At 70.4% G+C, this 12,479-nt stretch carries 10 protein-coding genes; 4 read left to right on the top strand and 6 right to left on the bottom strand.

Translation table 11 applies throughout. The features are described 5' to 3' along the window. Positions 1-9 precede the first annotated feature (9 nt). Positions 10-495: a hypothetical protein gene (locus tag ACIBTS_RS20110; protein ID WP_399320933.1), complete on the bottom strand. Its 486-nt coding sequence runs from the start codon at positions 493-495 to the stop codon at positions 10-12. Then, positions 474-782 carry a hypothetical protein gene (locus ACIBTS_RS20115; RefSeq protein WP_399320934.1) on the bottom strand — a complete coding sequence of 103 codons (309 nt, stop codon included), beginning with the start codon at positions 780-782 and terminating at the stop codon, positions 474-476. Before ACIBTS_RS20115 ends, ACIBTS_RS20110 begins: the two co-directional genes overlap by 22 nt. Before the next feature lie 73 nt (positions 783-855). On the opposite strand from ACIBTS_RS20115, the gene ACIBTS_RS20120 reads away from it, so the two are divergent. The 4 genes from ACIBTS_RS20120 to ACIBTS_RS20135 all read left to right on the top strand — a co-directional run bounded on the left by ACIBTS_RS20120 (position 856) and on the right by ACIBTS_RS20135 (position 5,100). Beyond that, positions 856-1,614 carry an IclR family transcriptional regulator gene (locus tag ACIBTS_RS20120; RefSeq protein ID WP_399320935.1) on the top strand — a complete coding sequence of 253 codons (759 nt, stop codon included), beginning with the start codon at positions 856-858 and terminating at the stop codon, positions 1,612-1,614. Positions 1,615-1,744: 130 nt separating this feature from the next. Then, on the top strand, positions 1,745-2,893 hold the full coding sequence (locus ACIBTS_RS20125; RefSeq protein ID WP_399320937.1) for a PP2C family protein-serine/threonine phosphatase: 1,149 nt from the start codon (positions 1,745-1,747) through the stop codon (positions 2,891-2,893). A 30-nt stretch (positions 2,894-2,923) separates the two neighbouring features. Beyond that, positions 2,924-3,730 carry a hypothetical protein gene (locus tag ACIBTS_RS20130; RefSeq protein WP_399320939.1) on the top strand — a complete coding sequence of 269 codons (807 nt, stop codon included), beginning with the start codon at positions 2,924-2,926 and terminating at the stop codon, positions 3,728-3,730. Then, positions 3,727-5,100, top strand: a complete 1,374-nt coding sequence (locus tag ACIBTS_RS20135; RefSeq protein ID WP_399320940.1) for an alpha/beta hydrolase — start codon at positions 3,727-3,729, stop codon at positions 5,098-5,100. The genes ACIBTS_RS20130 and ACIBTS_RS20135 overlap by 4 nt, the downstream gene beginning before the upstream one ends. An 81-nt stretch (positions 5,101-5,181) precedes the next feature. Here ACIBTS_RS20135 and ACIBTS_RS20140 read toward each other — a convergent pair whose 3' ends face one another. The 4 genes from ACIBTS_RS20140 to ACIBTS_RS20155 all read right to left on the bottom strand — a co-directional run bounded on the left by ACIBTS_RS20140 (position 5,182) and on the right by ACIBTS_RS20155 (position 12,418). Continuing rightward, positions 5,182-6,342, bottom strand: coding sequence for an RICIN domain-containing protein (locus ACIBTS_RS20140; protein WP_399320941.1), 1,161 nt, complete (start codon positions 6,340-6,342; stop codon positions 5,182-5,184). Positions 6,343-6,346: 4 nt separating this feature from the next. Next, positions 6,347-7,840, bottom strand: a complete 1,494-nt coding sequence (locus ACIBTS_RS20145) for a family 43 glycosylhydrolase (protein WP_399320942.1) — start codon at positions 7,838-7,840, stop codon at positions 6,347-6,349. Then, a complete protein-coding gene (locus ACIBTS_RS20150; RefSeq protein WP_399320944.1) occupies positions 7,837-11,097 on the bottom strand; it encodes a discoidin domain-containing protein in 3,261 nt (1,086 codons plus the stop codon). The genes ACIBTS_RS20145 and ACIBTS_RS20150 overlap by 4 nt, the downstream gene beginning before the upstream one ends. A 292-nt stretch (positions 11,098-11,389) precedes the next feature. After that, a complete protein-coding gene (locus ACIBTS_RS20155) occupies positions 11,390-12,418 on the bottom strand; it encodes a LacI family DNA-binding transcriptional regulator (RefSeq protein WP_399320946.1) in 1,029 nt (342 codons plus the stop codon). Positions 12,419-12,479 lie beyond the last annotated feature (61 nt).

The raw sequence follows: 12,479 nt of genomic DNA on the forward strand, positions 1-12,479 counted from the left end.
GGCCCCGGTCTACTTGCCGCTGGTGAAGTGGGAGAGCAGTGCCGTCAGCAGCCGACCCATGGCCGCGTCCCGCAGGGCACGCTTGTGCACGGTCAGACTCCATCTGCCGCGCGGATCCCGCTTGACGACCACCTCCGTCTGCAGGAGCGTGACGACGAGGACCCCGACCGGGACGAGAACGGGGTCGAAGCGGTCGATCGACGACGACGCGTACTCGACGGCCTCACCGACCACCCCTCTCCACTCCTCCTGCGCCGCCGCGTACTCCAGCGCCACGCGCGCCAAGTCGCCCTCGGATACCGGGGATTGCCCGGGAGGCAGATACTCCGCCGCCTCCTGCGCGTCCACGGCGCCCTTTAACTCCTCGTCGGTCGTGGGCATGTCCTCGGCCGTGGAAAGAAGCCCGCGGTCCTCGAGGAACGCCGTCAGTGCCCGGACGGCCTCAGCGTCGGAGAGGGTGTCGATCGCCTTCGTCAGATCATCTCGTTGTGACATGGTCCGATTGTTGCTCTTCGAGGGGCGGTAGTGGGCGTTGTCGGACACATGACATACGCAAGCCGGTTGTTCGGCCGCGGCCGACCCCCGAAGAGGCCGTACCGCAGGGAGACGATGCCGGCCTCGCGCGGGGTCAGCTCGGCCAGGATGCTCCGGAGAGTGTGCTGCAGGAGGCCGAAGGCGACCGTCTCCCAGGGGGACGGCGAGTCGCTGTCCATGATGAGATCGCCGAACTCGGTGTCGCCGTCCTCGGAAAGGCTGATGTCGAATCGAGACCGGCCCGGCATGAGGTTGCCGCTGCGAGATACGCCCGGCCCCGCATACCTTGCCTGCGCCGTGCGTCTGGCGCACGCTGGTCGTATGAGTGCGCGGGACGGCCCCACGCTCATCACCTCCGTGCAGCGGGCCTTCCGCCTGCTGGAGGCGACGAGCGCGCACGAGAACGGCGCGCCGGCGAAACAGCTGGCACGCGAGACCGGGCTGCCCCTGGCCACCGCCTACCACCTGCTGCGGACCCTGGTCCACGACGGCTACCTGCGGAAACTGCCCGACGGCGGGTTCATCCTGGGGGACCGGCTGCAGAACCTGCACACCACGGGCCGGGGGCAGGCGCTGCTCAGCCGGGTCCGCCCCACCCTCGCCGCGCTCCGTGACGAGCTCGCGACCGCCGCTTACCTCACCTTCTACGAGGAGGGCGAGATCAGGGTCGCCGAGATAGTCGACGGCCCCCGGACGCCCCGGGTCGACCTGTGGGTCGGGTTCGAGGACGCGGGGCACGCCACCGCCCTCGGCAAGTCCGTGCTGCGGGAACTGGACGACGACGCCCGCAAGGACTACCTCTCCCGACACCACCTCGCCGACCTCACGCCGAGGACCATCACCAGGGCCGCCGAACTGCTGCGGCACCTGGACGCCTCGCCCGCGGCCCCGGCCGTCACGGACCTGGAGGAGTACGCCCTCGGCACGGTCTGTGTCGCCGTTCCCGTCTACAGCGGCGACACCCTCGGCTCGCTCGGCGTGTCCCTGCCGACCGGCCGGCTCTCCCACATCGAGGAGATCCGGGCCCGGCTGATCCCGGCCGCCGGCCGCGTGACCAGGGGTCTTTCCCTCGCCGGCTGATCGTTCACTATCTGAAAATCTGCTCCTTGTGAGCACCCGGGCCGACCCCTTTTCCTAGACGAAACGGACATTTCAGGAGTGGCCGGCGTGCAGACCGGCCCCGCGCACAGGTGAGGACTGCGGACGAAGTATGAGTCAGGCCCGGAACCACGGCGGCGACCACCTCCCGACGCGGCTGTTCAGAAGCCGAGTGGCAGGCCCCCTCCTGCCCGTCCTGACCGTGCTCGGCATCGTGCTCGCCGACCTCGTCGGCGGGGCGGGGATGATCTGGCTGCCCCTGCTGGCGGCCGGGCCCGCGCTGGCCGCCACCACCAACGGGCCGCGCGGAGTCCTCTGCGTCGGCCTCCTCGCCACGGCCCTCGGCGCGACGCTCGGCACCCGGGACGGCGCTCCCGGCCATGAGGTCGGAGCCGTCCTGGCCGCCCTGGTGGCCGTCACCCTGGCGAGCGCCCTGGCCGGCGCACTGCGCACCCGCCGGGAGCGGGTCCTCGCGGCCGTCCGGTCCGTCGCCGAGGCCGCCCAGCACGCACTGCTCAGGCCGGTCCCGGCCACCGTCGGCCCGTTCGAGGTGGCCGTCCGCTACAGCGCCGCCGCCGCGGAGGCCCGGATCGGCGGGGACCTCTACGCGCTGGTGCCCACCCCGTACGGCGTACGGCTGATCGTCGGCGATGTGCGCGGCAAGGGGCTGCCGGCGGTGGGGACCGCGGCGCTCGTGCTCGGCGTCTTCCGCGAGGCCGCCTACGACGAACCCGATCTCCTCGCCGTCGTCGACCGCATCGAGCGCAGCCTTGCGCGCAACCTCGGCGCCGACGACTTCGTCACCGCCGTGGTCGCCGGACACCCGCAGCCCGGGCAGCTGGAAGTGGTGAACTGCGGACACGCGCCCCCGCTGCTCATCGACGCGTCGGGCAGCGTCACGGCGGTGGAGGCCACGCACCCGGCGCCGCCCCTCGGCCTGCGCGCCCTGACCGACCAGACCCCGAGCCTGCAGGTGCTGCCCTTCGCCGACGGAGACCAATTGCTGCTGTACACGGACGGGGTCATCGAGGCCCGTGACCGCGACCGGGAGTTCTACCCGCTCGTCGAGGGCCTGGCCCGGCACCTCTCGGACGAACCGGCGCGCACCCTCGATGCGATCCACGACGAACTGCTGGCGCACGTCGGCGGCCGACTGCACGACGACGCGGCGCTGCTCCTGATCCGCAAGCCGGCCGGCTCCGACCCCGCGCTGCCCCAACAGGCCGTCGGCGGACGGCTGTTGGGGGACCGGGCTGTGTGACCCCTGTGGCGGATGTTGCAGACTGGGCCCATGACACGCATGCGGAAGATCGCCGCCGCGCTGTTGGCCACCTCGGCCGCGCTGCTCGCGATACCCCCCACCGCCTCGGCCGCCTCCGTCCCGCAGGGACTGGAGCACACGTACGGAAGACCCGGCACCCTCGTCAGGGAGAGCTTCGACCGCCTCCCGCTCGGCCCGGTCACCGCGGGCCGCGGCTGGACCACCGACACCTCCAACGGTTCGCTGAGCATCGAACCCAGCTCCACCGGCCACGGTCGCGAACTGCGGCTCCACACCGAAGGCAACGGCCGCGCCTTCCTCGTCCTTTCCGACCTCGCGCCCGCCGGCAACAGCTTCTGGGCCCGGCTGCGGCTGCGCGTGGACCGGTTCCCCACCGCTCCCGACTGGGCGCACTGGACCGTCGCCGAGGCCTCCGGCGCCGACGCCCCCACGCTGGTACGCCCGTTGGGCGGCCAGTACGCCCCCACCGACCGCGGCAACTTCTGGGGCGTCGGCTCCGACCTCGGCCCCACCGGTGACTGGACCAACTGGAAGACCTCCGCCCCCGCTGCCGCCGGCGTCTGGAGCTGCGTCGAGTTCCACCTCGACGCGACCGACAACCGCGTCACCGTCTACCAGGACGGCGTCGAGCGGTCCGACCTGACGGTCTCCACGAAGAACCACGGCGGCACGGCGGACGACTTCGTCTTCCCGACCTTCGACAAGCTCAAGCTGGGCTGGCAGCTGTACCAGGCCGACCCCAGCCCCTCCGCCTACGACGTCCGCATGGACGACGTGGCGCTGAGCACCCGGCGCGTGGGCGGGTGCGCCTCATGACCCGGGGCCTGTCGCGCCGGGCGCTGCTCGGCGGGACGGTCGGCGGCCTCGCCCTCGCCCCCGCCCTGACCGGCCCGGCCGTGGCGGCTCCTCAGCCCGGGCGGCGGGGGAGCGCAGGCCCGGAGCGGTACGTTCCCCTGGCCGTGGGCGCGGGCGGAGGGCCGGCCGGTACGGACCGGGTCCATGTGCTCAAGACCGGTCCCGACACGGCGCACACGGTGCTGGTGATGGTCCCGGGCCAGTTCGGGGCCGCGGGCGACTTCCGGCTGGTGGCCCGGGACCTCGTCGCCGCCGTGCCCGGCGTACAGGTGTGGTCCTTCGACCGGCGCGAGGAGAACCTCGCCGACCGCTCCGGCTTCACTGCCGCGGACCCCGCCGGCTACTACCTGGACGGCCACTACCGCTCGCAGGACCCCGCCGCCTCCGGCTATGTGGCGGGCTGGGGCCTGGCCCGCACCCTGGCGGACCTGGACACGGTCGTATGCGCCGCCGCCCGCGGCGGCCGCCGGGTCGTGCTCGGCGGCCACTCCTGGGGCGCCACCACCGCGATGACCTACGCGGCCTGGGACTTCGACGGCCGCCCCGGACACCGGGACCTCTCGGCCCTCGTCCTGGTCGACGGCGGGGTGCGCGGGGCGTTCGACGGGACGGGGGAGCCCGTCCACAACACCCCCGACGAGGTACGGCAGCGGCTGGCGGCCATCGACGGCGGAGCCGTCTTCGACCTTGCCCTGAGCGGCGTCGGAGTGGGCTCCCGGGCCGAGAGCACCCAGATCTGGTACCAGCTCGCCGGCTGGTACGCACGCCTCGACCCGGCCGGCCGCTCGGTCCTGCAACCCCGGCTGCCCGACGCCCTGCGGCCGCCGTACCCGGTGACCAACGCCGCTCTGCTGGGCATCCTGGTGGACGCGGGCTTCGGCTGGCCCAACTCCATCACCGTGCACTCGGGGCGCCTCGCCGACAGCGGTGACGTACGCGGGTGGATCGACACCGGCATCACCCCGATCAGCCGGGTCGCGACGGCGTACGCGGGCGGCCCGCAACCGGCCGTGTGGGAGTGGTACTGGCCCGCCCGGCTGTCCGTGGACCTCGACGTCGCCGACCCCTACGCGGACACCGGCCTGGCCCGCTCGCTCGGTCTGCGGCTGCGGCACACCGAGTCCCTCGACATCCCGCTGTACGCCTTCCAGACGAGCTACGCCCAGGGGACCATCGTATCCGCCGCCCGCGAGGTCGTCGCCGACTCCCGTATCCCCTACGGCACTTACGCCACGGATGACGGGATGAACCACCTCGATCCGCTGTTCGCGGACACCGCGCACAACACCCTCACCCACACCCTGGCGCCGTTCCTCGCCGCGCTGAGGTAGGACACCGCGCATCGGCGGGGCATCGCGCCGATGCCCCGCCGACGACCGGTCCCGGCTGTTCGCCCGTGCCCGCGGTTGCCGTCAGAACAGGAAGCTCCCGTAGGGGCCGCCCAGGATCTGGTTCTTCTGGCTCTGGTTGAAGTGGGTGTTGGGATAGTCGTAGAAGGACGCGGACATCGGGGTGCCGTCGGTCGAGGACGAGTCCGGCAGGCCGAAGGCGTGGCCGAGTTCGTGCACCATTCCGCCGTACCAGCGGTTCATCGACTGTCCGCTGGTGCCGGCGGCGCCGTCGGCGTCGTGTCCGCTCAGGACGACCCAGCCGGGGCTGGCGCCCCCGCCCGCGCCCTCGCCCTCGGCGCTGATCTCGCCCACGTTGAGCCAACGGCTGTCGGGGTTGTTCAGGCCGAACTTCCGGGCGAGTTCGTTCTGCATGTTCGTGACGGCCCACCAGTAACGGTCGCCGCCGTTGGGCGTGTTCTCGTACCAGCTCCGTGGCTGGTCACCGCCTACGACTTCGACGACCGGGCTGTTCAGCTTGAAGGTCTTGCCGAGTTCCTGCTGGTAGTAGCGCTGTGCCTCCCGCATCACGGCGGCGATGCCGTCGGGGTATCGCTGGTCGAGTGCGACGTCGGAGGGCTTCAGCCAGTACACCCGGACGGTCCTGGTCGGGGGCGTGGTGGGGGTGCCCCCACCGCCGGCGAAGTCGGGCAGCCGCCATGTCCGCGACGCCGCGTTGGTGCAGGGCAACTGGACGAGTCCGGTGTTGCCGGCCGAGGAGTCGCCCGTCGGGGCGACGCACTTGCCGGAGTGCACCGCCTGCACGCTGAACACGTTGTTCGTGCCGGTGACCGTCACGGGAACGAGCCGGAACTTCTGGCTTGCTCCGGTGCCGCACGGCCGCTGCACGATCGTGGCGTCGTCGGCGCCGGACGCCCCGTTGACGTCCACGCACTTTCCGCCGGTCGACGTGCCGATGCCGTACTGGTCGGTGGTCCCGCCGACCGGGGTGAACGTGAAGGTCTGGTTGGCCCCGCCGTGGCAGGCCCATTGGATGAGCTGGATGCCGTCGGCGGTGGAACTGCCCGGCACGTCCAGGCAGTTGGCGCCGTTCTGGTTGACCGCGGTGGAGGTGAACGCCGTCGCGGCGTGGACGGGCGGCGCGCTCGCGACGGTGCCCATGACCGAACCGATCAGGACGGCCAGCACAGCCGGCCAGAGGGACAGGAACCGAGATCGTCTCATCGGTCTACTCCCCTGACGGCGCGGTCAGCGGCACGCCGAGAGCCACCGGTGCGCCGAAGTTCGGCGTGCCGTCGGCGTTCCAGGTGAACTTCTGAACTCTGGTCGTACGGTTCATGTCGCAGCCACCGCCTGCGGAGTTGTTGGCGTGGTAGACCATCCAGTCCTCGGTGCCGTCGGGCGACTTGAAGAACCCGTTGTGGCCGGGGCCGTAGACGCCGTTCGCGTCGGAGCGCTGGAAGACCGGGTTCGGCGACTTCACCCACGACGAGGAGCTGAGCGGGTCACCGCCGTTGTAGGTGAGCATGCCGAGCTTGTAGTCGGGCGTGGAGCAGTGACTGGCGGAGTAGACGATGAACGTCTTGCCGCCGTGCTGAAGCACCTCGCCGCCCTCGTTGACCGCGCCGCCCACCGTCTCCCAGCTGTACGTCGGCGTCGACAGCACCCGGCGGGTGCCGCTCGCGGTCCAGGGGTTGGACAGCGGCCGGATGAACATCGGCTGCGAGCCGTTGTAGAAGGTGCCGAGCAGATACAACTGGCCGCCCAGCTGCAGAATGCTCGGGTCCAGCTCCCAGGTGTTGTCCTGCGTCGGGTCGAGCAGGTCGGCCTTGAAGCTGTATGGCCCCATCGGGTCGAGTCCGGCGCTCTCCAGCACATGGATCCGTTGGGTGCCCAGGTCGTACGGCTCGCGCCCGGCCGTGTAGTAGAAGTACCAGCGCTTCCCGTTGGGTCCGTCGAGGAGATGGAACTCCGGCGCCCACATCGTCCCGGCGCCGTTGGGCCGGCTGAGGTTGAAGATCACCTGGTCGGCGGCCGTGGCGAGCCCGGCGAGGGTGCTCGCCTTGCGCATGGTGACCGTCGAGTTCCAGGTGGTCGTGGCCAGGTGGTAGTACCCGTTGTAGTACGTCAGCCACGGGTCCGGGCCGTGCTGCGAGAGCGGGTTGGTGAACGTGTGGGGGCTGGTGCCGCCGCCGCTGAACGCGGGCAGCCGCCACACCCGGCCGTTCGCGGCGGCACACGGCAGCTGCACCAGGTTGGTGTTGGACGCCGAGGATCCGCCGCTCGGCGCGACGCACTTGCCCGAGCCGACCGAGACCAGGTTGAAGGTCTTGTCGGTGCCGGAGACCGTCACGGGAACGAGCCGCCACTGCTGGTTCGTCTCGCCATGGCAGGGCCACTGGATGATCGCCGCGTCGTCGGCCGTCGAGGCGCCGTAGACATCGACGCACTGACCGGACTGCGTGGTGATCGTGTACGTGTCGCTCGTGCCGGAGACCAGCGTGTAGCCGAAGCTCTGGTTCGCGCCGGAACTGCAGCCGAACGCCCGCAACTGGGTGCCGTTGGCGGTCGAACTGCCCGGCAGGTCAAGGCAGTTGCCGCCGTTCTGGTTCACGCCGGCCGAGGTGAAGGCGACGGCGGCGGACGCGGGCGGCGCCACGAGGAAGGCGACCGCCACGGTGAGCAGGGCGATGAGTGCCGACAGGCATCTGGAACGGGTCACGGTCCGTACACCTTTGCTTCGAGGAGGCCGACGGAGTTGGTGCCGTTGCCGGTGAGCAGCACCCGCAGCCGGGTGGTGCTCGTGGCGGTGAAGGTGACGGCGTTGTACTGGTTCTTCACCAGCGGATAGCCGCTCGCACCGGGCACGTCGACGTAGGCGCTGCCGTTCCAGTACTGCAGCTTCCAGGAGGCCGGCATGTCGATGCCCTGGTCGTCGTCGAAGAAGTACACCTCGGCCTTGTTCAGGGTCTGCGCGGCGGACCAGGTCAGCTCGGCCCACTGCTGTCCGGTCTCCGGCCAGGTCCCCCAGCGCGGGTTCACCGTGTCGTTGGACGACGGCGGGTCGATCCCGTCGTTCACCGCGGCGACGCTCTCCCAGGAGGAGGTGTACGACGCCGAGGCCGTCGCCGAAGTCGCCAGGTTGGCCGGTGGCTGCGGTGGCTGGACCCCGCCCCGGTTGAACACCTTGACCTCGGTGAGGCCCGTCTTCGCGCCGGAGGCGTTGGTGGCCAGGACCCGTATCCGCTGGGCGCTGATCGCGGGGAACTGCACCAGGTTGTAGTTGGCGCGCGGAACGGCGGGACTCTTCGTCTGGCCGGGTACGTTCACCCAGGAACTGCCGTCGTAGTACTGGATGGTGTACGCGGAGGGCGCCCGGTAGGTCGTACTCGCCGGACGGCTGTCCTTGAAGTACAGGCGCACCTCGTTCAGCGTGCGGGCGGCGCCGAAGTTCAGCTCGTACCAGTCCTGGCTGTTGGCGGATCCGCCCGCACCCCAGAACGGCTCGTTGGTGGGATACCCGTCGACGGCGCCGGCGGTGCTGCTGCCGGAACCGGTGTACGACGCCGAGGCCGTCGCCCCGATGGCCAGGTTGGTGGGGGCGCCGGTCAGGTCGACGCCGGCCTTGGCGAGCATGTCGACCATCCGCGGGCTGTTCTGCACGACCTGGTTGGGGGCCTGCAGACCGGCGACGGCCGTGTGGTAGGTGACCGCGCCGCTCGTGGTCACCTCCCCGGTCGCCGGGTCCCAGGTGAACGGCACCAGCGAGCTGACGGTCGCGGCCCGGTTGCCGTTGACGTAGATCGAGTAGCCCTCCGGGACACCCGGGTAGCGCACCACCGCGTCGGCCGGGTCGTCCCAGACGATGCTCAGGTCCGCGTTGCGGTAGCGCAGGTTGTTGACGGTGAAGTGGTCCCAGCCGATGTCGATCGGGGAGAGCTCGACCTTCGCGTCGTTGCGCGGCCGCAGCCCGGCGACGTCCTCGACCACCGTCCAGTTGCTGCTGCCCAGGATGTTGTGGTGGATCCAGGACCGGTAGTCGATGTTGCTCCCGTTCCAGTCGGCCCAGAACTCGTTGGCGTCCGGCCACTGGGTGTTCCCGCCGATGTACTGCGCCCAGGTGTTCCAGTAGAGCAGCTTCTTGTAGTCGGTCGCGTTCATCCAGGAGTTGGGGTAGTTGCGCAACACCGACGAGTACAGCCGGAACTGGACGGTGGAGTTGATGGTCGAGAAGTTGTTGGAGCCCGGGTTCCCGGCGTCGGCCGCCGCCTTCTTGTCGACCTGGTTGGCCGTGTAGAAGGGGAAGACGGGGTACTGTGCCGGGTCGTCGAACAGCCGCAGCGCCTGCTTGTACGTCGCGGTGTCGGGGACGGCCCCGACCGAGAACGGGTAGTAGTTGTTGATCTCCTTCCAGGGCACCCACTCGTTGGTCGACTTCAACCGATGCTCGAACAGCTGCCGGTTGGGGTTCCACAGCACGTTGACGATGGCGTCCTTGATCTGCGCAGCGAGCGTGCGCATCTCGGTCGCCTTGGACGTGTTGCCCGTCGCCTCGTAGGCCTGGGCCGCGGCGAGCGCGCCGCTGTACTGGTAGGCGGACTCGGCGCGGTCCATGTTGCCGGGCTTCCAGTGGAAGGACACCGCGTCGGCGTCGTTGCCCGTCAGAGCACCCCAGTCGTACTCGATGAGCTTGTTGTTGTCGTGGTCGTAGTAGGCGAGCTGGCCCTTGACGTCACCCTCCGCGTAGTGCGCGAGGTTGCCGGCGATCGCGGGTTGCCCGCCGTGGATCTGGTAGCTGCGCCAGGCGGCCTCGGCGATGTACTGGGTGTAGCTGTTGGACCAGTTCTCCGGGTCGCCGGGGTTGTCGAGGAACCGGCCGCCCTTGGAGACCTGCCCGACGCTCAGCCAGTCGCCGTAGGCGTAGGCCGGGTTGCGCAGGTACTTGAGATCGTCGATGTGCATCGGCTGGGTGAGCGCGATCGCGTTGTTGTAGCCGAGGACGCCCTCGGTCGACGTCGGGAACTGGAAGGTCTGCCCGGGGATGTCGGCGTCGAGGTTGTTGAAGCGCATCAGCCACCAGCGGTAGTAGATGTTCTTCTTGATCGCGCCTTCGGGGACGTCGATGTACGGCACGTTCTGCGCCCACCACAGGTTGTACGCCCTGACGTGCGTGGCGAAGGCGGTGGCGCCCGAGTAGCCCGCGTAGGCGTTGTACTCGGTGAGCGACTCGGGGATCTCGTCGGTGACGAAGCCCATCACCACCTTGGCGGTGACCGTGGCGCCTGCCGCGATCGTCACCGAGCGGTTGAGCCCGCCGTTGGTGGCGCTGAACCCGTCGCCGGTGAGCCGGGGGTGGATGGTCGTGAGGTTGTTGTAGGCGTTGACCTGGCCGGTCAGCTCACTGCCGGAACCCGAGGTGGCGTACGGCGAGGTCGCCCGCAATTGCAGGGTGGTGGAGGCGCTGCCGTTGTTCTTGATCGACAGGTTGGTCACGGCCACGTTGTTGTCGGTGATGAACTTGGTCTGCGTGACCGACACCGAGCCGGCTGTGTGCACGCTCTTCCAGTAACTGGGTGCCTGCCAGCGCTGGGAGACCTGCTCGGTGAACGTGCCCGGGCTGATCGCGACGGTGTAGGCGTTGTTGTCGTTGATGCTCTCCCAGTACGCGACATGCCCCCCGAAGCCGAGGACCGAGGGGTCGTGGGTCTTCATGAACAGCGCGCGCCCACGGCTCATCAGCCAGGGCCCGGCGGGGTCGTCGCCGGAGCGGGCCAGCAGACGGTCCATCCAGAAATCGGTTCCCGAACTTTCCGCGTCGTAGATGCTCCGCATCATGTCGCCCGGGGTGTAGGCGACGGGCGGGGCCGGGATTGCGGGACCGTTGAACGTGGGGAACCCGATGGTCTGCGCGGCGGCGGCCGGGTTCACGGAACAGATGGAACAGAGGATGAGCACGAGGGCGACGAGGAGGCGCTTCATGAGGTGCTCCCTCTCCGGTTGAGGGCAGTGGCAGCGGGTGGTGGGCAGCGCGCGGCGGAGCATGTCATGTGCCTGACATGTGTGCGAGGAAACTCACCTAAAAGGTTTTCGCAACGTAGGAGCGAGCTGATGAGGTGTCAAGAGAGGGCGCCGTACGGCGGGACGCGGATCGGGACGACGCCGCCCGGGGGCGGCGCGGCCCGGGACCGTGCGAAGCAGGATGAAACGGCCCGGGATGCCGGCCCGGGACGCGGGACACCGGCCCCGGGGCATCGGTTCCGGTCAACGCGGTTCAGGACAGCGGCGCCGTCGAACCCCGGATGATCACGCGGCAGCGCACGGTCTCCACTCCCGAGCGCCGGCCCCCGCCGATTGCGGTGAACAACGCGTGGGCCGCCGCCCGGCCGACCTGCTCCAGGTTCATGTCGACGCTGGTCAGCGGGGGGCGCGAGGAGGAGGTGAGAACCTGCCAGTTGTCGAAGCCCATCACGGCCACGTCCTCCGGCACCCGGTGTCCGCGCTCGCGCAGGACGTCCATGACGCCCCGGGCGATCTGGTCGCTGCCGCACAGCACGGCGTCGACATCGGGATTCCGATCGAGCAGCAGCGCGGTCGCCGCCCGTCCCCAGCCCTCCGACCAGGCCCCGAACCGCGGCTCGCCGACCAGCGCCAGACCGGCGTCGGCGAGCGCCGTCCTGGCGCCCTCGGCCCGCTCCTGCGCCGCGAGGTACCCCGGGTCGCCGGTGATGTGCGCGATCCGGGTCCGGCCGCAGGTCAACAGGTGCTCCACCGCGATCCGGCCGGCGTCGACGCTGTCGGGGACGATGGACAGATCCGCCGGATCCTCCGACGGCGCGTACGCGTAGACCACGGGCACGGGCAGCTCACGGCCCAGGGACGGGCGCGGGTCGGTCCGGCTGCCGACCACGATGAGCCCGTCCACCCGGCGCCCGAGCAGCGCACGCACATGGTGCTGCTCCCGGATCGCGTCGCCGCGCGCGTCGCACAGGAAGACCGCGACCTCACCGGCCCCGAAGGCGTCCTCGGCGCCCATCAGGATCGGGATGCTGAATCGGCCCTCCAGGTCGCTGGTGAGCAGACCGACCGTGCCCGACCGCCCGACGAGCAGCCCGCGGGCCAGCTGGTTCGGCCGGAAGGCCAGCCGCTCGGCGGCCTCGATCACCCGCTGCCGGGTCTCGGCGCGCACCTGGCTGCGGCCGTTGAGGGCCTTGGAGGCGGTGGCGATCGACACGCCGGCGAGTCGGGCGACGTCGCTGAGGGTGGCGGGATGCGAACGAGAGGGGCCGACGGCCGGTGTCATGGATGTTCTCCTGTCTCGCGTCGCGTGCGTCGTAAACCGTACGCGAGAAGTTTCGGCCCGG

This window comes from Streptomyces sp. NPDC050121, assembly GCF_044460385.1.
Classification (GTDB): Bacteria; Actinomycetota; Actinomycetes; order Streptomycetales; family Streptomycetaceae; genus Streptomyces; species Streptomyces soliscabiei.